This is a genomic window from Roseateles sp. T103, assembly GCF_057219915.1.
Genome location: NZ_JBXVVS010000001.1, coordinates 577,794 through 600,303, shown reverse-complemented (window position 1 = coordinate 600,303; position 22,510 = coordinate 577,794). Strand labels below are relative to the sequence as shown.

The window sequence follows — 22,510 nt, the reverse complement described above, 5'->3', positions numbered from 1 at the left end:
CGGACCGGCAGAGCCGGATCCGTGGTGTCCACCTCGGTCACTCCAGAAAGATGCAGGACTGACATGGACGGCCTTCTGCTTTTTGCCCATGGCGCGCGCGACCCTGCCTGGGCACGCCCCTTCGAAACCCTGGCTGCGCAGCTGGCTGCGCAGCGCCCGCAGATGCCGCTGCAGCTGGCCTTCTTGGAACTGATGCAGCCGGGCATCGAGGCCGCCGCCGAGGCGCTGGCCGCGCAAGGCTGCACGCGCATCCACATCGTGCCGCTGTTCCTCGGCGCCAGCGGCCATGTGCGCCGCGACATTCCGCCGCTGATCGAGCAGCTGCGCCAGCGCCATGGCGATGCCATCAGCTGGCTGCTGCACCCGGCGATCGGCGAGCAGGACCGCGTGATCGCCGCCATGGCCCAGGCCAGCCTGGACTTCCTGAGTACCCCCTCCCCCAGCGCGCCATGAACCTGCACCAGTTCCGCTTCGTCCAGGAGGCGGCGCGCCGCAACCTGAACCTCACCGAGACCGCCAAGGCGCTGCACACCTCGCAGCCGGGCGTCTCCAAGGCCATCCTCGAGTTCGAGGAAGAGCTGGGCGTGGACATCTTCTCGCGCCACGGCAAGCGCCTACGACACATCACCGAGCCGGGCCAGCTGGTACTCAAGTCCATCGAGCTCATCATGCGCGAGGTCGGCAACCTCAAGCGCATCGGCGCCGAGTACGCACGCCAAGACAGCGGCACGCTGTCGATCGCCGCCACCCACACCCAGGCGCGCTATGTGCTGCCCGAGCCGGTGGCCAAGCTGCGCCGGCAGTTCCCGCAGGTGCAGATCAGCCTGCACCAGGGCAACCCCGAGCAGGTCGCGCAGATGCTGCTCGACGAGAGCGCCGACATCGGCCTGGCCACCGAGAGCCTGGCCGAGCACGAGGGTCTGATCAGCCTGCCCTGCTACGAGTGGCAGCATGTGATGGTCGTCCCTATCGATCATCCGCTGGCGCAGGTGGAGCGCGTCTCGCTGGAACAGCTCGCCGCCTATCCGCTGATCTCCTACCACCCCAGCTTCACCGGCCGCGCCCGCGTGGACCGCGCCTTCGCCGCGCGGCGCCTGACGCCTGAAGTGGTGCTGGAGGCGATCGACTCCGACGTCATCAAGACCTATGTGAAGCTGGGCATGGGCGTGGGCATCGTCGCCGAGATGGCGGTGCGCGAGGACACGCCGGGCGAAGGCCTGGTCTGGCGTCCGCTGGGCCATCTCTTCGGCCAGAACGTCGCCCGCGTCGCCTTCAAGCGCGGCGCCTATCTGCGTAGCTTCGTCTACAGCTTCGCCGAGCTGCTCTCCAGCCGGCTGAACAAGAACCTGCTCGAGCGCGCCCTGGCCGGCGACGCCAGCGACTACGAACTATGAACAAACGCCTCACCGTCAAGACGCCGGCACTGCGGAGCCGCCTGCCGCATGTCGGCACCACCATCTTCACCACCATGTCGGCGCTCGCGCAGCAGCATGGCGCGGTGAACCTCGGCCAGGGCTTCCCCGACTTCGACTGCGATCCGCGCCTGGTGGACGCAGTCACCCAGGCGATGCACGGCGGCCTGAACCAGTACCCGCCGATGACCGGCGTGCCGGCGCTGCGCGAGGCCATTGCGGCCAAGATCGCCGCGCTCTACGGTGGCCGCTACGACGCGGCCAGCGAGATCACCGTCACCGCTGGCGCGACACAGGCCATCTTCACCGCACTGCTGGCCATCGTGCATCCGGGCGACGAGGTCATCGTGCTGGAGCCCTGCTACGACAGCTATGCGCCCAACATCGAGCTCTGCGGCGGCACCGTGGTGCGCGTGCCGCTGACGCCTGGCAGCTACCGCCCCGACTTCGCGCTCATCGCCGCGGCGATCACGCCGCGCACCCGCGCGATCATCGTCAACACGCCGCACAACCCCAGCGCCACCGTGTGGACCGAGGCCGAGATGCAGCGCCTGGCCGAGCTGCTCGACGGCACCGACATCCTGCTGCTCAGCGACGAGGTCTACGAGCACATGGTCTTCGACGGCCAGCCGCACCAGAGCGTGGCGCGCTATCCGGCGCTGGCCGCGCGCGCCTTCATCGTCTCCAGCTTCGGCAAGACCTACCACGTCACCGGCTGGAAGGTCGGCTATGTGGCCGCACCCGCGGCGCTGACGGCCGAGTTCCGCAAGGTGCACCAGTTCAATGTGTTTACCGTGAACACGCCGATGCAGCATGGCCTGGCGGCCTATATGGCCGACGCGGCACCGTACCTGGAGCTCCCCGCCTTCTACCAGCGCAAGCGCAACCTGTTCCGCGCCGGCCTGGCCGCCACGCGCTTCGAGCTGCTGGCCAGCGAGGGCAGCTATTTCCAGTGCGTGGACTACTCGGGTCTGGGCAGCGATCTGGCGGCGATGGACGATGCCGGCTTCTGCCAATGGCTGACCCGCGAGGTGGGCGTGGCAGCGATTCCCTTGTCGGCCTTCTACGCAAATGGCAGCAAGGCTAAGGTGGTCCGCTTCTGCTTCGCGAAGAAGGACGAGACGCTGCAGGCGGCACTGGCCAAGCTGGCGCGGCTCTGAGTCCTTGCCCGAGCGCGCCGACTACGGCGCCGCACGTGGCGGCTCGGCCTCGTCGAGCGAGATGTCGACTTCGAGCGGCCGCGGCGGCGCCAGTGGCGCAGTGCCGGGGCGCTGCCAGACCATGGTCGCCATCATGGCGCTCGCCGGCGGGTTCGCTGCGCTGTCCAGCGGGAGAAAGAGGTCCACGTCCGCGCCGCGCACCTCTTGCTCCGAGATGTCGCGCGCCACGCCGTAGAGCAGCAGCAGATCCGCCTGCACGCCCAGGTCATAGGCCGTGGCAGGCAACACCTCCGGCACGCTGCCGTGCTCGGCATGCCCGACCAGCAGCGCCTGCAGCAACGACATCGTTGCGGCACTATCGCCCCAGCGCCGCTGGACCATCCTGAGCACCTCAGGCTGGCCCTCCAGTCCAAGGCCGCGGTCGAGCGCATCGTCCCAGGCAGGGATGGGGCGACCGAAGTGCTCGGCGAACTCTCGCGCCAGTGTCTCGAACTCGTAGCGTCTGTCGCGGCGCTGATAGATGCGCAACAGCTTCAGGTAGGGCAGTGCGACATCGCGCGCATCGTCGTGGATGTGCCGATCGAGCAATTCGATCGCGGCTTCGTCCTGCCCCAGCACGCAGAAGAACTCGGCCTGCTGCTCGAGATCGACAAGATCCTCGACCTTGATCCGGACCAGCGCAGGCCGTGCCCCGGCCGGCGCTGGCGCACTCTCGATGAACTGAAAGCTGACCGGCTCCAGCACCGGCTCCGGCGATGGTGGCGGCGCGGACTCGACCGATGCCTCATCCAGTGGTGCCGGTCCGGTCGGCTCGTAGTGAGGCGGCTGCGCCGCGGCGAGCAGCTCTGCCGATAGCGCTTGCGACAACTCGAGCGTTGGCACCGCGGCAGCGTGCTCCTGGCGATACTCGACCTGCAGCCCTGGCAGCGCCGCCGCTGGTTCGACCGCCCGCGGCTGAGCGGGCGGCAGTTCGGATGCCGGCTTTGGCGGCTGGCTCTCGGCTTCTACCTCGGCTTCGGCGGGCCCGGCGTTCGGCGCCGCGCCTTCACCGGCTTCGCCCCACCACTGCGATGCGTGCCTGAGTCGTTCCTGTTGGCGGCTGCGCCACAGCAACACCAGCAGGCCCAGCAGCAGCAGCAGCACCGCTGCAGCCAGTCCGTACACCAGCGGGTTCAGATAGCGCTCGGTGCGCGCCTGCTCCAGCTGACGACGCAGCGCGACGAGTTGGCCCTCGGCCTCGCGCTGCTCAAGCTGCAGCAGCTTGAGCCCTTGCTCGAGCCGGACCAGTCGCTCGGCCTCACTCTCCGGCAGCGCCACCGCACTGGCCGGCATGTCCGCTGCGCTGGCGGCACTGGCCGCGGCAGTTGCCCCGCTGGCCGACGCGGTATCGCTCAAGGCCTCGGCTGGCTCCAGACGCAATCGCGGTGTAGCCGCAGGCATCGGTGCAGCGGCAGGCGACAAGCCCTCGTCCGCCTTGCGCGCGGCGGACCGTTCAGCACTCTTGTCGCTGCTCCGAGCAGCGCTGCGGTCGGGGCTCTTCGGCGCAGCCTTCTCGGCCGGCTTGATCGCTTCGCCGGGCTTGGCCGCAGACCGCAACGGCGCAACGGCCGCTGGCGCAGAAGCAGCCGCGTCCCGGCTTTCGAGCCCATCGCGGCTCGCTTCGACCGCCGAGGCGCTGCGCGCTGGTGTCACCTTGCCCGCCGTGCGCGATGGCTCTGCGGCAGGCAAGCGCATCGCTTCAGGGGAACCCGGTGGCTGCGCTGCCAGCAACTCGGCAGGCCGCGCATCGGACGTGGCCAGCGCTGCCTGCAGCTGCGGCGAGAACTGGCGCACCAGTTCCGCCTGCGGCGCCGGCACCACGGCAGCCGGTACATCACTATCGACCGGATCGATGAAGGCGGTGTACTGGCGCACCAAACGGGCCGGGCAACCCAGCTGCAGGTTCACCGTGACGATGGGTTCGCTGATCTGTTGTGTGGACCGCAGGCGCAGCGCGCGCACGCTCTGCTGCGAGCCGCCCTCGAGCTCGATGCGCACCGTGCCGGGCGGCAGGCGCGCCTCACCAGCGAGGACCTCGGCAATGACGCAGTCCGGCGACAACGATTCACCACTGCCCAGCGTCAGCGGGAACAGCAGATGCAAGGGCTGCCCGAGCGAGGACAGGGTCTGCAGACGCCCCAGGCCCACGGCCTGGACGGCCTGCACGCCGAGCAACGCCGCAGCCAGTACGGCAAGCGACCGCAGCCGCGGCGGCCGCGGGTTCACGGCATGGGGAACGGTCTGGCGGGACACGTCGGTCGAGAAGGTACTGCGCCTGCTGCTGATAAGTTGCCGGCGACTCTAGCATGGCGTTACACATTGAAACGCTGCTGACCGGCTGCAAATGTGCACGCTTTGCGGCAGCCTGCACGATAGCCTCGCACCCAGAACGCGGACTCGTTGAAAATGCACGCTCCTTAGCGCCGCTCCGCGGCTGTCACGTCAGCGACTCAGCATGAATAGCCCGGTTCTTACAATTTCCGAACGCAGCAATATCGAGTCTGGTTCGTGGTTCTCCAAACTGTCCGCGCCACTGCGCAGCGACATTCTTTCGCGTGCCACGGTGCGGCGCCTGAAGGACGGCGCCTTGCTGTCCTGCCGCGGCGAGCCGGCCGAGGATTGGGTTGGCGTAGCCAAGGGGGCAGTGCGTGTCAGCACCGTGTCGCTCACCGGCAAGCAGGTGACGCTGACCTATGTGGAGCCGGGCACCTGGTTCGGCGACATCGCGCTGTTCGACGGCCTGCCGCGCACCCACGATGCGACCGCCCATGGCGAGACCACGCTGCTGTCGGTGCGCAAGCCCGACTTCCGCGACCTGCTGCAAAGGCACAACGAGCTCTACGACGCGCTGCTGCGCCTGAACTGCCGCCGGCTGCGGCTGATGTTCGATGCCGTCGAGGACCTGAACACGCGGCCGCTGGCGGCGCGCCTGGCCAAGCAGATCCTCGTGCTGGCGCGCGCCTATGGCGTGCAGCAGGGCGAGGAGACGCGCATCGGCCTGCAACTCGCGCAGGAGGATCTGGCGCAGCTGCTCGGCGCTTCCCGCCAGCGCGTCAACCAGGAGCTCAAGGGCTTCGAGCGCGAAGGCGCGGTGCGCGTGGAGCCGACACGGCTCGTCGTGCTGAGCAAAGACAAGCTGATGGCCATCGCTGGCCGCTGACGATCCCCGCGGCGCATGGCACGCGTCCCGGGAGATCCTTCACCGAACACTGAGAGGAGACCCATGGACGACGCCTACACCGGCACCCGCCCCGTCGCGCAAGCACTGGACATCCCGGCGCTGAGCGCTTGGCTGCAAGCGGCGGTACCCGGCTTTGCCGGCCCGCTGAGCATCGAGCAGTTCAAGGGCGGGCAATCGAACCCGACCTACAAGCTGATCACCCCCTCGCGCAGCTATGTGATGCGCAGCAAGCCTGGCCCGGTGGCCAAGCTGCTGCCCTCGGCCCATGCCATCGAGCGCGAATTCACCGTGATGCGTGCACTGGAGGGTTCGGCCGTGCCGGTGCCGCGCATGCTGGCGCTGTGCGAGGACGAGTCGGTGATTGGCCGAGCCTTCTACGTGATGGAGTTCATCGAGGGCCGCGTGCTCTGGGACCAGTCGCTGCCCGGCATGGACAAGGCCCAGCGCGCTGCGATCTACGACGAGATGAACCGCGTCATCGCCGCGTTGCACAGCGTGGACCACAGGGCCGTGGGCTTGGCCGACTACGGCAAGCCCGGCAACTACTTCGAGCGCCAGATCGGCCGCTGGAGCAAGCAGTACCAGGCTTCGATCACCCAGCCTATCGAGGCGATGGACAAGCTGATCGAGTGGCTGCCGTCGCACATCCCGGCCTCGGCGCGCGATGAGGCCGAGGTCTCCATCGTCCACGGTGACTACCGGCTGGACAACCTGGTGTTCCACCCCACCGAGCCGCGCGTGCTGGCGGTGCTGGACTGGGAGCTCTCGACGCTGGGCCATCCGCTGGCCGACTTCAGCTACCACTGCATGTCCTGGCACATCGTGCCGGGCGGCGCCGCGGCGCGTGGCGTCGGCGGGCTGGATCTGGCCGCGCTGGGCATCCCCGACGAGCTGAGCTATGTGAAGCGCTACTGCGAACGCACCGGCCGCAGCGACGTCGATGCGGTGATGCGCGACTGGAACTTCTACCTGGCCTACAACCTGTTCCGCATCGCCGCGATCCTGCAGGGCATTGCCAAGCGCGTGGAGGCAGGCACCGCGTCCAGCGCCCGTGCCCGCGAGGCCGGCGCCGGCGCACGTCCGCTGGCCGAGTTGGCCTGGCAGTTCGCCTTGCGCGCCTGAGGACCAGCGCCAGACCGGCCGGGGCTCAGGGCTGACGCTGAGCTTCGTCCGGCGCCGAGCTCTGCCAGGCCACCGAGGTTGTCGTCGGCCAAGGGCCGGCATCACCCAGCCGGGCGCTGACACGCTGGGCCTCGCGGCAGGCGGTCTCCAGCAGCTTCACCAGCGCCTGAATCTCGCCCAATTCGGGCGAGATCATGCTGCAGCGCAGGTAGACGTTGCCGCGCATGCTCATCATCACGAAGGCGCGCTCGGGCGGCAGCAGGTCCTGACTGGCCAGCGTCAGCGCATCGGACAACGGTCCGTCGACCCAGGCCGCGGCCAGCTCGCGATTCACCCCCAGCGCGCCAAAGCACTCGCGCACGCGCCGCGAGGCCGGCGGCCGGGCCTTGGGAAACATCACCAGCCAGCGCATCTCCTCGGGCGTGTCGGTATCGACGCGGGTGCGCAAGGTGTCCGTATAGGCTTCGAAGACGTCCTTCTCGAGCCGTTCCATCAAGCCACGAGCGATGACCATCAGCTGCAGATCGGGATTGAGCCCGGCCTCGCAGCGCATGCGCAGCTCAGTGCCTTCGATATAGATGCGCTGCGAGGGCCCCCACTCGATGCGCAGTGCGCCCGGCGTGGCCTTGGCCTGCTCGATCTGGAAGCCGCGCCCATCGCGCGCCTGGCGAAACAGCGCGCCACGCGACTCCGCCCAATCGGAGATGCCGCGCCAGCGCGCTGCATTGGCACGTGCCTGGAACCAGCCTTTGACTTGCTTAATTACCATCTGCGAGGAGAATTTGCCGCAGACTAGCCACGGTCGGATCGCGTCACTCAGTACTTGCGGAGGGCAGCCAATGATAGAAGCATATTCGTGGGCCACACCCAACGGACATAAGGTACACATCATGTTGGAAGAGTGCGGCCTGCCCTATCGGGTGATCCCCGTGGACATCGGCGCAGGCGCTCAGTTCGAGCCGCACTTCCTCGCCATCAGCCCGAACAACAAGATCCCGGCCATCGTCGATCCCGACGGACCGGACGGGCAGCCGATTTCCCTGTTCGAGTCGGGCGCGATCCTGCTGTACCTGGCCGCCAAGACCGGTCGCCTGCTGCCGACCGATGTGCGCGGCAAGTACGAGGTGCTGCAGTGGCTGATGTTCCAGATGGGCGGCGTCGGCCCGATGCTGGGCCAGGCACACCACTTCCGCATCTATGCGCCGGAGAAGATCCAGTACGCGATCGACCGCTACACCAACGAGGCCAAGCGCCTCTATGGCGTGCTCAACAAGCGGCTCGCCGCGAGCAAGTACATCGGCGGCGACGCGTACTCGATCGCCGACATCGCGGTGTTCCCGTGGATCCGGCCGTGGAAGAACCAGGGCGTCGAGCTCAGCGACTACCCGCACCTGAAAGGCTGGTTCGACGAGATCGCGGCGCGCCCGGCGGTGCAGCGTGGCGTGGAGGTGCTGACGCAGCTGCGCAAACCGACGATGGACGACAAGGCGCGCGAAGTGCTGTTCGGCAAGACGCAGTACGAGCGCAAGTGAGCTGAAGGGCGTCGGCCGGCGATGCTGGCCCGACCGGAGGGAATCGAACCCCCAACCGCCCGCTTAGAAGGCGGGTGCTCTATCCGGTTGAGCTACGGTCGGCACGCCGGGGCTGCATTCTGCCATGCAGCCCCTGGGCTCTGAGCTTCAGTCAGAAGACGGCATTGAGCACCGCATTGCCTATGCCCATCAGCGCGGCGCCGGAGATCAGGCCGGCGCAGATCGGCTCGCAGCCCTCGACCCAGATGCGGTGGCCGCGGCTGCCGGGCTGCTTGTTGCGCAGGCCCATCAGCCAGAACAGCAGCGCACCGGCGAACATCGCCAGCACCGCCTCCGGCGGCAGCACCACGCCCAGTCCGATGGCCACGGCAGACAGCGGGAAGCGGCCCTTGGTGACGATGCGCAGCAGCTCGATCGCCGCCGCGGCGATCGCCGCGACGATCATCGACACGACGGCCGAGGCCGGCAGGTCCTTGACGCCCTTAGCGATCAGTTCGGCCACGCCCTTCCACTGCAGCGCGCTGGGCATCGCGAACTGCTCGGAGACGATGGTCGCGGTGCTGCGCACGCCACTGGCATCGGCCGGCAGGAAGAGCAGGAAGTACAGCGGCACGCAGGCCAGCACGCCGGCAAAGATGCCGATCACATGGCCCCACACCTGGTGGCGCGGCTTGCCACCCAGCATGTAGCCGGGCTTGATGTCGGAAAGCAGGTTGGCCGCGTTGGACGCGATCTCAGCGGTCATGCCCGCGGGCAGCAGATTGCTGGCCGGGTTGCTGCGGTCGATCGCGCCCATCGTGAACTGCGTGATCTTGGACAGCGCGCCCACCGGCGTCCATGAGGTCAGCGCCATCGCATTGGTGCAGATGATGGTCAGCACGAAGATCAGCGGCAGCGAGACCAGCGCCAGCAGCACCGGCACGCCGAAGAACAGATGCGTGATCCAGGCGCCCAGCAGGCTGAACACCGGCACGCCGACCCAGGACACCCACAACGGCACCTCGATATGCGCCAGCACGTCGCTGCCCCTGCTGCGTGCCGCGTCGCGCTTGCCGAACAGGCCCTTGAAGGCTCCGGTCAGCAGCTTGGGCTTGGCCATCAGGCTGACCAGCGAGCCGACGACCATCATCGTCACCGCCCACCACAGCGACCACTGGTTGACGATTTCGGCACGCGACAGCGGCACTGGCGCGCCGCTGGGGCTGAGGCGCGGCGCGATATCGCCAGCCTGGATCATCAGCGGCGCCAGCACGCCGAAGTTGATGAAGCTGCCCAGCAGGCAGCTACTTGCCACCGCGATGCCCATCAAGCCCCCGACACCCAGCATCGCCATGTCCAGCGTCAGGCGCAGACCGAGCACTCGGAAATCAGTGCCGAGGATCGAGGGCGCTGCCAACTGCGCCTTCGCTGCCCACTGGTAGTAGTAGGTATCCAGCCGCTCATGGAACACCCAGGGCGACTTCATGCCCAGCCACTCGTTCATGCGCAGCAGCTTGAACTGGATCAGCTTCATCCAGCCATCGCTGATGATGGCCTGATAGAGGCCGGCGCCCAGCGCCGTCAGCCCCAGCAGCCGCGCCTTGAACATGCCCTCGCCCGCCTTGCCGTCGTAAAGCGAGTCCAGCACCACGCCGCTGGCGCGTCCTTCGGGGAAAGGCAGCTGCTCCTCGTTGATGAAGCGGCGCTTCATCGGGAAGGCCACCAGCACGCCGAGGATGGCGATCACAGCCATCCAGATCATCATCTGCCACCAGGGAATGACGACCCCGGTGATCAGCATGTAGGCCGCGAGCGAGCTGGTCAGCGGCGCGACCACATAGCCGGCTGCCGTGGCGATGGACTGGCCGCAGTTGTTCTCGAGAATGGTGAAGTCGCTACTCAGCCCCAGGCGCGCAAGTGTGCGGAACAGCGCAAAGGCCAGGATCACTGCGGTCAGGCCGACGCCGACGGTGATGCCGGTCTTGGCCGCGATGTACAGCCCGGTGGCGGAGAGGATGCCGCCAAGAAGGAAGCCGGTCAGGCCGGAGCGAAGCGTCAGCTGCGCCATGTCGCCGCGGTAGACCTTCTCAAGCCACCAGCGGTCTTTCTGCTCGCGGCTCCATGTGCGAATCTGCTCTTCGCTGAGTTGTTGTATTGCCATCGTCGGATCTGTGGTTCAGGTGGCCACAAGGAGGCGCGCCATGGCTTGTGGCCTGAGGCACTGCAGCTGGCTTGTGCCGGCCCAACGAAAAACCCGCGGGGCCGGCGGGCTCCGCGGGTTTCGCTTTTTAGTGGTCGGGGCGGCGGGATTCGAACTCGCGACCCTCTGCTCCCAAAGCAGATGCGCTACCAGGCTGCGCTACGCCCCGACTGAAGCTGCGCATTGTAGCCTGCCGCGTCAGGCTCCCGAACCATTCGCGAGCTGCTCGACGATCTCGGTGCAGTCGATCAGCCGGCCCTGGCCGTTGATGAAGGCCGTGCGCACCGGCTCGCCAGGCTGCAGCTCACGCACCGCCTCGCGATAGCGCAGCAGCTGCTGCAGATACTCGGGCTGCTGCTGCGGCGCCGGATTGAGCTTGTAGTCCAGCACCCACCACACCGGAGCGGAAGCCTCGCCCCGCAGACAGACCAGCCGGTCGATGCGCAGGTCCTGCCCGCGCCAGCTGACCACCACCTCGTTGCCGGCCCACAGCAGCGCCTCGGCAGCAAAGAAGCGCGCGCACTCGGCACTGTCGAGGATGGCCTGAGCGCTACGCGCCAGGCGTTCGCTGCGGGCCGCGTCCAGGCCGTACATCTGCGCCGCCGCGGCAAGCAGCTGCGCCCGCGGCTGCGGCCTGGGCCCGCTGGCCCACTCCAGCACGCGGTGCAGCGCCTCGCCCAGCGCGGCGCTTTCGTCCACCAGCTCGGGCGCGCGGCCGATCTCGGCCCCGGTCTCGGCAGGCTGCGGCGCTGCCGGCAATAGCGGCAGTGCGAACTCGTCCGACGCGACGAAAGACGGTGCCTCGGCCGGCACAGCCAATGCTTGCGACAGCGGCTGCAAGCGGCTCCACCAGCTCACCGAGGTGGTGGCAGCGCTGCTCTTGCGTGCCGGCGGCGTGCGGCTGAAGACCAGGCGCGAACGCGCCCGCGTCAGTGCCACATAGAGCGCGTTGAGCTCCTCGCGGCGGCGCTGCTCGCGCTCCTCGTCGAGCAGCAGCTGCAGCGAAGGCGGCGGCCGGCTCTCCGAGGCCAGGAAGGCCACGGTGCGCGGCGCGGCGTCCTGCACCTCCCAGGCCACCGCCAGGCTGCTGGTCTCGGCACGCGCCGGTGAGGCCTCGCAATCCATCACGAAGACCACGCGCGCCTCCAGTCCCTTGGCGCCATGCACGGTGAGCAGCTGCACCGCGTCGGGCAGCGTGGGCCAGGCGAGCTTGAGCGCGCGGGTCTTCAGCGCGCGCACGAAACTGTAGAGGCCCGAGTGGCGCCCGCCATCCAGGTCCAGCGCCAGCGCCAGCAGCGCATCGATCGCATGCAGCCGCGTGCGTCGCTCGCTAGGCGGCACGGCCGCGGCCAGCCGCGGCAGCAGCTCGCCGTCGGCGACCACGGCATCGAGCACATCGTGCGGGCTGCGCCAGCGTGCCAGGTCTTGCCACTGCGTCAGCAAGCGGCGCGCGCGCGCCAAGGCCGGGCTCAGGCGCGCCACGTCCAGCTGCATCAGCGCGGCCCACCAGCTCTGCGGGCTCATGCCCTCCTCGCCCGGCTGCGCGCAGCCCAGCCAGCGCACCGCGCCGGAGGCCTCGGCCAGCAGCAGCAGGTCAGCTTCGTCGGCACCGAACAGCGGGCTGCGCAGCGCATGGGCCAGCGACAGGTTGTGCCCCGGCGAGGCCAGCACGTCCAGCAGCGCGATCAGGTCGCGCACGTCGGGCGAGTCCAGCAGCGGCGTGTCCTCAGGCGCCGCATGCGGGATGCCCAGCCCCTTGAGCATCTGCGCCAGCACGCGCAGCGGCTCGCGCTTGCGTGCCAGCACGAAGACCTCGCCCGGCAAGACCTGACCCTCGGCCAGCATCGCAGCAATGCTGGCCGCGATGCGCTGCGCCTCGGCGGCGCGGCGCTGCAGCTCGGGCTCGTGACGCGGCACGCTGAGGCTGGGACGCCAGACGAGCTCGCCCTGCTCCGCCGTCGCTTCTGCCGCCGCGGCGGGCTCATCCGCCGGCGGCGGGCTCGCAACCGAGTCGTCGAGGCGGAACACACCGAGCAGCGCATCGGCCTCGCCGTCGCTTTCGGTGCTGTGGGCGCGAAAGCCGCTGTACTCGCCTGCGGCACTTGCCTGTGCGAACACTGCGTTGACCAGGCCCAGCACCGGCGGCGCATTGCGGCGCGTGTGGTCGCAGGCCAGCAGCGCGCCCCCCAGGCCCTGGCGCACGAAGTCGGCCGCGGCCGCGAACACCCGCGGCTCGGCGCGCCGGAAGCGGTAGATGCTCTGCTTGGGGTCGCCCACGATGAACACCGTCGGCGGCTGCTGACCGCTGGCGCCGCCGCCGGCACCGGCATAGCTGGACAGCCAGGCATAGAGCGCATGCCACTGCAGCGGGCTGGTGTCCTGGAACTCGTCGATCAGCAGGTGGCGCACCTGCGCGTCCAGACGCTGCTGCACCCAGCCGGCGAGCTCGGCATCGCCCAACAGCGCCAGCGCGCCGCGCTCCAGATCGTTCATGTCCACCAGGCCGCGACTGCGCTTGAGTTGCTCGTAGGCCTCGATCAGCGTCAGCGCCAGGCCGCACATCAGCCGGTGCAGCTGGGCTGCCTCGTGCTGGGCCAGCGCACGGGCCAGCAACTCCAGCTCGGCGAGCATCGCGCTGAGCGCGGGGCTCTCGCCCAGGTTCTTGCGCGGCGTGGCCTCGGCGGTGAATAGCGCCTTGAACACCGCGTCGAAGGCCGCGCGCGGATCGGCCAGATCGCTCAGCGCCTGCTCGATCGCCGCGCCGGCTTTGCGCGGCGTGGCGTTCTTCGCGCCGCCGAGCTGGCCCGCCAGCACCTGCAGGCCGGGGCGCAGCGCGGCGAAGGCTTCGATCGGATCGGCCATGCCGGCATAACGCGGCGAGACGCTGGCCGCACCGGGCACGCTGTCCAGCAGCGTGCCGGCCTGCTGCGCCAGGCGCAGCTCGACGCGCTTGTCGAACGCGGCCTCCAGCCAGCGCTGTACGCTCGCGCGGCCGCGCGTGCGCACCAGCTCGTGATAGGCCGCCCGCAGCGCCTCGTCGGCCAGCACAGCCGTATGGAAGCGCTGCCAGAGCTCAGGCATCAGGTCAGCCTCGTCCTCGACCAGCTGCAGCTCGGGAGCGAGGCCCTGGGCCTGCAGCAGCTCCAGCGGCGCGGCGCGCAACAGCTGCGAGAACCAGGCGTGGAAGGTGCGAATCTCCACCGGGCGCCCCTGCTGCAGCAGCTGTTTTTGCATACCGGCTAGCAGCGGCGCGGCGGCTTCGGCTTCAGCCGGGTCCATGCCCCGTTGCACCAGCGCCTCGACGCGCTCGGCCGTGCTGCAGCCGGCGTACTGCTGCAGCCACTGGCCCAGACGCTCGCGCATCTCGCCGGCGGCCTTGCGGGTGAAGGTGATTGCGACGATCTCCTGCGGCTGCGCGCCGTCGAGCAGCGCACGCAGGATGCGCGAGACCAGCATCCAGGTCTTGCCGGCGCCGGCGCAGGCCTCGACGACGACGCTGCGCCGCGGATCGCAGGCCAGACGGTAGAAATGCTCGCGCGCGACCAGGCGGCCGTCGACGGTATAGGCGGCGGTGGCAGGCAAGAGGCTCATGGCGCCGCCCCCGTCCAGTCGTCGCGCCGGCACAGGCCGCGCATCTCGCACCAGTCGCAGACCGAGCCCTCGCCCAGTGCCGGCATGGCTGCGCCGTCATGGATGGCCTGCAGATCGTCGGCCAGGCCTTCGATCAACACCGCAGCGGTGTCGGCCACCTGCGGATGCTCGATGGTGGCGAGGCCCTTGGCTTCGTCCAGCGCCAGATAGCAGGCCTGCTGCGACGCATCGCCCGCCTCGGCCCCCATCAGCAGCGCATAGACCGGCAGCTGCGTGTCCTCCAGCGGCTCGGCCACCTTGGCCTTGAGTGCCGCGACGCCACCGGTCTTGTAGTCGATCAGCAGCTGCGCGCCGTCGGCCGCACGGTCGACACGGTCCACACGACCGCGCAGCTGCAGTGGCGCCAGCGGTTGACCCAGTGAAGCGAAAGGCTGCAGCGCGCGCTCGAGCTCGCCGGCCTGGTAACTCGCACCGCCGGCCTCGTATGCACGCAGCCAGTCCAGGTAGCGCGGCACGAAGCGAGCGAAGCTGGCCGAATAGGGCAGGAACTCGGCTTCGCTCAGGTCCAGCGCCTGCATCTGTTCGCGCGCCGCAAGCTGCAGCAGCGCCTCGTCGTCGCCGGGCGATGAGATGCGACTCTCGTGGAACTGGTGCAGCACCGCATGCAGCCAGGTGCCGTAATCGCGCTTGTCAGCCGGCGCCTCCAGTTCGCCCTGCTCGCGCAGGCCCAACAACACACGGCCGAAGAACTGGTACGGACACTGCCGCAGCGAGTCCAGCGCGCTGGCGCTGAGCTGGGCCGGCAGCCGGCCGGGGCTGCGCGCCTCGGCGCGCGCCGAGCGCTGTGGCGTGATGGCGCTGCGCGGCCGTTCGTCCTGCCAGGCCGGCAATCCCGGCAGCCCGGCCGCGCGCAGCGCCAGCGCCAGGCGCTCGAGCAGAGGGCTGGGCGGCAGCGGCCCCTCGCCGCGGCTGTGGCAGCGCAACAGCGTCAGCGCCGGCGTGCGCAGCAGCTGGGCGAAGCAGCTGGCCTGCGCCTCGCGCTTGGCCACCAGCGTGGGCATGCCCAGGCGCTCGGCCAGCGTTTCCGGGATCAGCGTCGGCCCCGCGGGCACCGGCCCGAGGGTCTGCGCGTCGGCACCGGGCAGCACCACCGCGCCGAAGGGGCGCAGCATCGCACGGGCCAGCGGTGTGATCACAACCGCCACCGGGCCGGCGACAGGCGGCGCGTATTGCGCGGCCTCCAGCGTGGCCTCGACCCAGGCGATGAAGCCGGACAGATCCAGACGTGACTGCTGCAGCACCGCCTCGTGCGCCGAGCCCGGCCAGGGCGAGCGACGCAGCCACAAAGCGTCGAGCAGCTGGCCGCCGGCATCGTCCTCGTCCAGCCGCGCATAGGCGCCCAGCCGACGCAGGCTCTCACCCAGGGCGTCCAGCCACTCCAGCAAACTGCGCGATGCAGCGCCGGCCAGCAGCGGGGTCAGTGCCCCCTGCGCCGCGGCCCACAGACGCGCGCTGGCAGGCGCGAGCCGCTCGGGCTGCAGGGCCTGGGGACGCGCCCAGCCCTTGGCCCGGCAGCGCAGCTCCAGCGCGCTCAAGGCGCTGCTGCCATGGCGGTCGAGCAGATCCGCCGCCAGGGCGCTCTTCAGCGCGGCCAGCCAGTCGTCCAGCGTGGCCTCGCGCCTTGCAGCACGCAGCAGTGCCAGCAACTGTGTGGCCTGCGGCAGCGTGGCCAGCATCCATCCGGTCTCATCGGCGATGGACACCGACTGGCGTTCCAGCAGTGCGCGTACCCGGCGGATCAGCACGCGGTCCTGCGCGATCAGGGCCACCGGCGTGCGCCCCTGCTGCAAATGCTGCAGCACCGCAGCGGCACTGCGCTGCGCGAGCGTTTCGAAGTCCTCGCAGACATCGGTCTCTACCCGGCCAGGCAAGCCGGCGCCAGTCAAGGCCTCTTCGATCAGCAGATCGGCATTGAGCTGCAGCACCGGCCTGCCCTGCGCTTGAGCCTCGCCCAGCAGCGCGTCAGCAAGCGGGTCGGGGCCGCCGCACTGCAGCGCGACCCAGGCACTGGGCCGCAGCGCAAACAGCGCATCGGTGGCGGGCGAGCGCGGGTCGGAAGCGGCCCATTCCAGCGCCACCAGGGCCAGCGCCCGCTCCAGCCCACCGGGACCGCCCTGCTGATGCAGGCCGGCGCGGGCCTCGTCCCAGAAGCTCGGGCGCGTCGCCGGCGCCCGCTGCGCGGCCGCTCGTGCATACGCGTGCGCTGCCTCGACCAGGCGAGCCAACGCGAGCTCGTAGGCGCGAGCGTCCTCGGCTTGCAACTGCCGCGCCCAGCTCTGCCCCTGCAGCAGGCTGCGTGCGCTCAGCGCATCGACCGCAGCATCGAAGCTGATCTGCAGCGGCTGGGGCAAGGCACTCGGCCCCAGCGCAGCGGCCAGGCTGTGCGTAGTCTCGATGCGCGGCAGCCAGCGGCCCAGCTGCATCCATGCGCGGCGTGCCGGTGCCAGGTGCTGCGCGAATGGCAGCAGCACGATGGCGTCCCGGGGCTGTATGCCCTGCTCGTCGAGCCAGGCGGCAATGCGTCGCGCCAGGCTCGGCCAGAGCTCGGCGACCCGGTGAGAGTTGTCGAGGGGAACGGGCTGTTTGATCGTCAAGATGGACTGTCAGGTTGCATCAGGTCGGCGACAGCGTGGCCATGGCGTCGGCAGTGCCTCGGCGGCGACATCGCGTCGGCAAGCTTTGTGTCAGAATCATTCTGCCTTGTCGCCGTGCCCCATTTTTGTCTATTGGCCGGCCCCTCCTAGGATCTCATCCATGAGCAGCGAACTGATCAAACACATCTCCGACGCGTCTTTCGACGCCGACGTCATTCAGGCCGACAAGCCTGTCCTGGTGGACTACTGGGCCGAATGGTGCGGCCCCTGCAAGATGATCGCGCCCATCCTGGACGAGGTGTCCAAGGACTACGCCGGTCGTGTGCAGATTGCCAAGATGAACGTCGACGAGAACCGCGAAGTGCCGGCCAAATTCGGTATCCGTGGCATCCCGACATTGATGCTGTTCAAGGGCGGTCAGCTCTCGGCGACCAAAGTCGGCGCCTTGTCCAAGGCCCAGTTGACGGCCTTCCTGGACGCTAACCTATAATTCCCATCAGCAGCTGTTGCGGTTCGTTCGAATAGCTCCAACGAACCCCTCGATCCGCAACAGCCAGCTTGCCACCACGCCGGGCCTCCTCCGAGGCCATTGCGCGTGGACTCGGCGCCCAAGCTCCCGCTTTTCTCTCGCCTCGCTCTCGCCGCGCACAACTGTTGCCCGAGCCTGAGCGCTGAGCGATCAGTGCTTGTCGCAGCCGAAGTACCGGTCCGCGGCCCTTGGCAGGGCCACTGACGAATCTCAGGGTAGAACACCCATGCATCTCTCCGAACTGAAAGCGCTTCACGTCTCGGCCCTGATCAAGATGGGCGAAGAGCTGGAGATCGACAACGTCGCACGTCTGCGCAAGCAGGAGCTGATGTTCGCGATCATGAAGAAGCGTGCCAAGGCCGGCGAACAGGTCTTTGGCGACGGCGTGCTCGAAGTGCTGCCGGACGGCTTCGGCTTCCTGCGCTCGATCGAAGCCAGCTACATGGCCTCGACCGACGACATTTATCTGAGCCCCAGTCAGATCCGCCGCTTCAATCTCCACACCGGCGACCTGATCGAAGGCGAGGTGCGCGTGCCCAAGGACGGCGAGCGCTATTTCGCCCTCGTGAAGGTGGACCGCGTCAACGGCCTCACGCCCGAGGAGAACAAGCACAAGATCATGTTCGAGAACTTGACGCCGCTCTTCCCGAAAGAGCAGTTCAAGCTCGAGCGCGACAACTTCAAGGGTGAAGAGAACATCACCGGGCGGATCATCGATCTGATCGCGCCTATCGGCAAAGGCCAGCGGGCACTGATCGTCGCGCAGCCCAAGACCGGCAAGACCGAGATGATGAAGAGCATCGCGCATGCGCTGGTCGCCAATCATCCTGACTCGCACCTGATCGTGCTGCTCGTCGACGAGCGCCCCGAGGAAGTGACCGAGATGGTCCGCACGGTGCGCGGCGAAGTGATCAGCTCGACCTTCGACGAGCCCGCCGCCCGCCACGTGCAGGTGGCCGAGATGGTCATCGAGCGCGCCAAGCGCCTGGTCGAGCTGAAGAAGGACGTGATCATCCTGCTGGACTCGATCACCCGCCTGGCCCGCGCCTACAACAATGTGTTGCCCTCCTCCGGCAAGGTGCTGACCGGCGGCGTGGACGCCAACGCCTTGCAGCGCCCCAAGCGCTTCTTCGGCGCGGCGCGCAACATCGAGGAAGGCGGCTCGCTGACCATCATCGGCACTGCGCTGATCGACACCGGCAGCCGCATGGACGAGGTGATCTACGAGGAGTTCAAGGGCACCGGCAACTGCGAGATCCACCTGGATCGCCGCATGGCCGAGAAGCGCGTCTACCCGTCGATCCTCATCAACAAGTCGGGCACGCGCCGCGAAGAACTGCTGCTCAAGCCGGAGATCCTGCAAAAGAGCTGGATCCTGCGCAAGCTGCTCTACAACATGGACGAGATCGAGGCGATGGAGTTCGTGCTCGACAAGATGAAGTCCACCAAGAACAACCTCGACTTCTTCGACATGATGCGTCGAGGCGGTTGAGTCCGGCAGGGCTTCATCCTCGCTGCCGCGACGAATGCGGCAGTTCGGCCCCGGCTGCGCCCGGGGCCGCCAACAAAGTTCAGGCTATAATTTGCGTTTTTCCGCTGTCGGAAAGTGCGTCTGCATGGTGCAACGTGGCTCCCGGCACATCACAGCGAGAAGTGGCGAGAGGTCTCCCATGAAAGAAGGCATTCACCCCAACTACCGCGAAGTCGTCTTCGTGGACCAGTCCAACGGCTTCCAGTTCGTGACGCGCTCGACCGTCCAGACCAAGGAAAGCATCACCATCGACGGCAAGGAAATGCCGCTGGTGAAGCTGGAAACCACCAGCGAGTCGCACCCGTTCTACACCGGCACGCAAAAGAGCGTGGACAACCTGGGCGGCCGCGTCGAGAAGTTCCGCACCAAGTTCGCCCGCGTCGGCATCAAGAAGTAAGCCGCGCAGCGCACATAGGAAGGCAGCCTCGGCTGCCTTTTTCTTTGGTGCTGGCAGCGAACCACATGCCGGAGCTGCGGCATGATCGGTGCCCTGCCGATCAAAGGTTGTGACCGTATACCCAACAACTGCGTGAACCTGCCCAGCCCAGCCCTCGTTTCGGAACGCCACGCGCAGCGCCTGCCCCGTCTGGCGCTGCTGCTGTTCTGCGCGGCCTATGTGCTGCCTGGTCTGTTCGGTCGCGATCCCTGGCGCAATGCCGACCTCACGGCCTTCGGTTTCATGGCCAGCATCGCGCAAGGCCATGCCCCCTGGTGGCAGCCAGCAATCGCCGGCATTCCGGCTGAGGGCGGCCTGCTCTCCTACTGGGTCGGTGCACTGGCAATCAAGGCACTGCCCTTCCTCGATCCCGCCCTGGCAGCTCGGCTGCCCTTCGGTCTGGCGCTCGCGGCCGTGCTGGTGCTGGTCTGGTACAGCAGTTTCCATCTGGCGCGCACCGAAGCGGCCCAGCCGGTGCCGTTCGCCTTCGGTGGCGAGGCACCAGCGATCGACTACGCGCGTGCACTGGCAGACGGCGCCTTGCTGGCGCTGATGGCCTGCCTTGGGTTGTTGCAGCTGGGACACGAGACCACGCCGGAACTGATGCAGCTGCTGGCCATGGCGCTGTTTGGCTACGGACTTGCTGCTGCGCCGTTCCGTAGCGGCCGAGCGCGCGTCGCCGTGCTCGCCGCGCTGCCGATGCTTTCGGCAGCGGGGGCGCCTGCAGTGGCACTGGCGTTGGGGTTGGTCGGCGCCCTACTCTGCTGGCGCTCCAGCTACGCTCAGGTGCGCAGGCTGATCCCCTGGCTGATGGTGGCGGCCACGCTCGGACTCGCCTTTGCCTGGGTCTTCAAGGCCTGGGACTGGCGCGTGGCGGTCGGCGCACATGTGGACGAGCCGCTGCGCATGCTGCAGTTGCTGGCCTGGTTCTGCTGGCCGGCATGGCCACTGGCCTTGTGGACGCTGTGGCGCTGGCGTCGGCATTGGGCCCATCGGCACGTCAGTGTGCCCTTGCTGGGTGTGCTGGTCCCCCTGGTGACCAGCGCATTGATGAACGCATCGGACCGTGCGCTCTTGCTCGGCCTGCCCTCACTGGCCGTGCTTGCCAGCTTTGCGCTGCCGACGCTCAGGCGCGGCGTCGCAGCGGCCATGGACTGGTTCTCGGTCTTCTTTTTCAGCCTGGCCGCTCTGTTCATCTGGGTCTACTACGCGTCGATGCACGTCGGATGGCCGACAGCGCCGCTGGCCAATGTGCGCAAGCTGGCGCTCGGCTACGAGCCACACTTCCAGCCGCTGGCGCTCGCCTTCGCACTGGCAGGCACGCTGGCGTGGCTGTGGCTCGTGCGCTGGCGTACGGCCCGCCACCAGCATGCGCTGTGGAAGAGCCTGGTGCTGCCTGCCGGCGGCGTGTCGCTGGCCTGGCTGCTGACGATGACCCTTTGGCTGCCGGTGCTGGACTACGCGCGAAGCAACACCCCGCTTGTCGCGCAACTGCGCAGCCAGCTGCCGCCACAGTTCGACTGCCTCGCAGCGCCTCGGCAATCATTGCCGCTGCTCGCCGCACTGGAGTTTCAGGGCGGCTGGCGGATCGATGCGGTGCATGCCTTGGACCAGACGCCCTGCGGACATGCCTTGCTGCAGGCTGAGCAGAACGCCAAGCTCATCGCTCCAACCGGCTGGCATCTGGTCGGCACCGTGCGTCGCCCCACCGATCGTCAGCAGCACTACCTGCTGCTGCAACGCGCGCAGCCGAACTGAGGCAGGCGGCCATTAGCGCTGCAGCGCCGCGCCTACCGAAGGCTGAGCCGCCTCCATGCCGAGCGCCTCTTCACCGCCGCGTACCCGTACCGCAGGCAGCACGAGGCGGAACTCGCTGCCCTTGCCCACTTCGCTGTCCACCTGCAGTTCGCCGCCGTGGCGCTGCAACACATGCTTGACGATGGACAGGCCAAGGCCGGTGCCCCCCGTCTCGCGGGATCGGCTTCCATCGACACGATAGAAGCGCTCGGACAGCCGCGGCAGGTGCTCCCTCGCGATGCCCGGCCCGCTGTCGCGTACCGCAATCACGCCGCTGCCGTCAGCCTGACGCCGCCACTCCAGCGCGATATCGCTGCCCTCCGGCGTATAGCGCACCGCGTTGCTGAGTAGATTGCCGACAGCGCTGAGCAGTTCGGACTCCACGCCGGCAAGCTCGATACCGCAGGGGGCCGGCAGGCTGAAGCGATGGCGTCCACCGGACAAGGCTTGCGCGTCCGCACCCGCGCGCGCCAGCAGCGCATCGAGCGCCAGCCAGCGATCGGCTGCGGGGCGCGGGCTGCCCTCCAACTGGGCCAAGGTCAGCAGATCGCCGACGAGGCTGAGCATGCGACTGGTCTGCTGGTCCATCAGGGCCAGCACGCGCCTGCGCTCGGATTCGGTCAGCGGCAGACTGCTCATCGTCTCGATGAATCCGGTCAGCACGGTCAGTGGTGTGCGGATCTCGTGCGAGACGTTGGCCACGAAATCGCGGCGCATTCTCTCGGCGCGCTCGCGCTCAGTGACATCCTGGCTGAGCACCAGGCGCAGACCTTCGCCATAGCTGCGCACAATGGTGGCCAGCGCCCCCGGCCCGCGCGCGTTGGCCATCACCAGCGGTTGCTCGTAGTCGCCGCGATGCAGGTAATCGACGAAGGCCGGCGAGCGGACAAGATTGGTGATGCGTTGCTGCAGGTCGCGCTGCGGATCGAGGCCGAAATGGTCGGCGGCGACGCGATTGCACCACTGGATCTGCTCCTGCGCATCGAGCATCAGCACACCATTGGGCGAGGCTTCGATGGCCGAAAGGAATTGCTGCAGTTGCAGGCGCTCTCGCGCCAGGGCCTGCTCACGCAGGCGCAAGGCTCGCTCGACGCGATAACCCAGCTCGCCCCACAAGCCGGTGTCGCGCGGCGCCGGCTCATCCTGACTGCCGCGCAGCCAGCGCAACAGCCGGTGGCCGCGCACCGAGTCCAGCAGCAGCAAGACACTGGAGGCCGCCGCCACGCCGATCAGCACACCCAGAGCCGGCCGATCCAGCACCTGCTGCAGCCACAGAGCCAAGAGCGTTCCCAGCCCGATGACCAGCAGCGCGACAAAGATGCGAAAGCCGATCCAGTTCAAGACGGA

General features: G+C 68.3%; 16 protein-coding genes and 2 tRNA genes. 10 read left to right on the top strand and 8 right to left on the bottom strand.

Annotated features, from left to right (window positions below; translation table 11 throughout):
• The first annotated feature begins 63 nt into the window (after positions 1 to 63).
• From AC2EBS_RS02640 to AC2EBS_RS02630, 3 genes are read left to right on the top strand one after another with little or no spacing between them, the layout of a single operon-like run.
• Positions 64 to 453, top strand: coding sequence for a sirohydrochlorin chelatase (locus AC2EBS_RS02640; protein WP_484726823.1), 390 nt, complete (start codon positions 64 to 66; stop codon positions 451 to 453).
• A complete protein-coding gene (locus AC2EBS_RS02635; protein WP_484726822.1) occupies positions 450 to 1,394 on the top strand; it encodes a CysB family HTH-type transcriptional regulator in 945 nt (314 codons plus the stop codon). Before AC2EBS_RS02640 ends, AC2EBS_RS02635 begins: the two co-directional genes overlap by 4 nt.
• Positions 1,391 to 2,572, top strand: a complete 1,182-nt coding sequence (locus tag AC2EBS_RS02630; protein WP_484726821.1) for a pyridoxal phosphate-dependent aminotransferase — start codon at positions 1,391 to 1,393, stop codon at positions 2,570 to 2,572. The genes AC2EBS_RS02635 and AC2EBS_RS02630 overlap by 4 nt, the downstream gene beginning before the upstream one ends.
• 21 nt (positions 2,573 to 2,593) lie before the next feature.
• Here the strand turns inward: AC2EBS_RS02630 and AC2EBS_RS02625 are convergent, their stop codons facing one another.
• Complete coding sequence (locus tag AC2EBS_RS02625) at positions 2,594 to 4,864, bottom strand: type IV pilus assembly protein FimV (RefSeq protein ID WP_484726820.1); 2,271 nt, start codon at positions 4,862 to 4,864, stop codon at positions 2,594 to 2,596.
• Positions 4,865 to 5,066: 202 nt separating this feature from the next.
• Between AC2EBS_RS02625 and AC2EBS_RS02620 the strand changes: the two genes are divergently transcribed.
• Together AC2EBS_RS02620 and AC2EBS_RS02615 are read left to right on the top strand one after the other, a co-directional pair.
• The gene (locus AC2EBS_RS02620) at positions 5,067 to 5,771 is read left to right on the top strand and encodes a Crp/Fnr family transcriptional regulator (RefSeq protein ID WP_484726819.1); all 705 of its coding nucleotides are present in this window, start codon (positions 5,067 to 5,069) and stop codon (positions 5,769 to 5,771) included.
• A 63-nt stretch (positions 5,772 to 5,834) separates the two neighbouring features.
• Complete coding sequence (locus AC2EBS_RS02615; RefSeq protein WP_484726818.1) at positions 5,835 to 6,914, top strand: phosphotransferase; 1,080 nt, start codon at positions 5,835 to 5,837, stop codon at positions 6,912 to 6,914.
• A 25-nt stretch (positions 6,915 to 6,939) separates the two neighbouring features.
• On the opposite strand, the gene AC2EBS_RS02610 is transcribed toward AC2EBS_RS02615, so the two are convergent.
• Complete coding sequence (locus tag AC2EBS_RS02610) at positions 6,940 to 7,683, bottom strand: hypothetical protein (protein ID WP_484726817.1); 744 nt, start codon at positions 7,681 to 7,683, stop codon at positions 6,940 to 6,942.
• 70 nt (positions 7,684 to 7,753) lie between these two features.
• On the opposite strand from AC2EBS_RS02610, the gene AC2EBS_RS02605 reads away from it, so the two are divergent.
• Positions 7,754 to 8,446, top strand: a complete 693-nt coding sequence (locus tag AC2EBS_RS02605) for a glutathione binding-like protein (protein ID WP_484726816.1) — start codon at positions 7,754 to 7,756, stop codon at positions 8,444 to 8,446.
• 25 nt (positions 8,447 to 8,471) lie between these two features.
• On the opposite strand, the gene AC2EBS_RS02600 is transcribed toward AC2EBS_RS02605, so the two are convergent.
• The 5 genes from AC2EBS_RS02600 to AC2EBS_RS02580 all read right to left on the bottom strand — a co-directional run bounded on the left by AC2EBS_RS02600 (position 8,472) and on the right by AC2EBS_RS02580 (position 16,870).
• Positions 8,472 to 8,548, bottom strand: a tRNA-Arg gene (locus tag AC2EBS_RS02600).
• 49 nt (positions 8,549 to 8,597) lie between these two features.
• On the bottom strand, positions 8,598 to 10,586 hold the full coding sequence (locus AC2EBS_RS02595) for an OPT family oligopeptide transporter (RefSeq protein WP_484726815.1): 1,989 nt from the start codon (positions 10,584 to 10,586) through the stop codon (positions 8,598 to 8,600).
• A gap of 131 nt (positions 10,587 to 10,717) precedes the next feature.
• Positions 10,718 to 10,794 (bottom strand) — tRNA-Pro (locus AC2EBS_RS02590).
• Between the two features lie 29 nt (positions 10,795 to 10,823).
• Positions 10,824 to 14,216, bottom strand: coding sequence for a UvrD-helicase domain-containing protein (locus AC2EBS_RS02585; protein WP_484726814.1), 3,393 nt, complete (start codon positions 14,214 to 14,216; stop codon positions 10,824 to 10,826).
• Positions 14,213 to 16,870 carry a PD-(D/E)XK nuclease family protein gene (locus AC2EBS_RS02580; protein ID WP_484726813.1) on the bottom strand — a complete coding sequence of 886 codons (2,658 nt, stop codon included), beginning with the start codon at positions 16,868 to 16,870 and terminating at the stop codon, positions 14,213 to 14,215. The genes AC2EBS_RS02585 and AC2EBS_RS02580 overlap by 4 nt, the downstream gene beginning before the upstream one ends.
• 160 nt (positions 16,871 to 17,030) lie before the next feature.
• On the opposite strand from AC2EBS_RS02580, the gene trxA reads away from it, so the two are divergent.
• From trxA to AC2EBS_RS02560, 4 genes are all read left to right on the top strand, one after another.
• Positions 17,031 to 17,360: a thioredoxin TrxA gene (trxA, locus tag AC2EBS_RS02575; protein ID WP_484726812.1), complete on the top strand. Its 330-nt coding sequence runs from the start codon at positions 17,031 to 17,033 to the stop codon at positions 17,358 to 17,360.
• Positions 17,361 to 17,625: 265 nt separating this feature from the next.
• Positions 17,626 to 18,891, top strand: a complete 1,266-nt coding sequence (rho, locus tag AC2EBS_RS02570; protein WP_484726811.1) for a transcription termination factor Rho — start codon at positions 17,626 to 17,628, stop codon at positions 18,889 to 18,891.
• A 178-nt stretch (positions 18,892 to 19,069) separates the two neighbouring features.
• Positions 19,070 to 19,327, top strand: coding sequence for a type B 50S ribosomal protein L31 (locus AC2EBS_RS02565; RefSeq protein WP_484726810.1), 258 nt, complete (start codon positions 19,070 to 19,072; stop codon positions 19,325 to 19,327).
• A gap of 132 nt (positions 19,328 to 19,459) precedes the next feature.
• Positions 19,460 to 21,124 carry a hypothetical protein gene (locus AC2EBS_RS02560; protein WP_484726809.1) on the top strand — a complete coding sequence of 555 codons (1,665 nt, stop codon included), beginning with the start codon at positions 19,460 to 19,462 and terminating at the stop codon, positions 21,122 to 21,124.
• Between the two features lie 12 nt (positions 21,125 to 21,136).
• On the opposite strand, the gene phoR is transcribed toward AC2EBS_RS02560, so the two are convergent.
• The gene (gene phoR / locus AC2EBS_RS02555) at positions 21,137 to 22,504 is read right to left on the bottom strand and encodes a phosphate regulon sensor histidine kinase PhoR (RefSeq protein WP_484726808.1); all 1,368 of its coding nucleotides are present in this window, start codon (positions 22,502 to 22,504) and stop codon (positions 21,137 to 21,139) included.
• Positions 22,505 to 22,510: the final 6 nt, after the last annotated feature.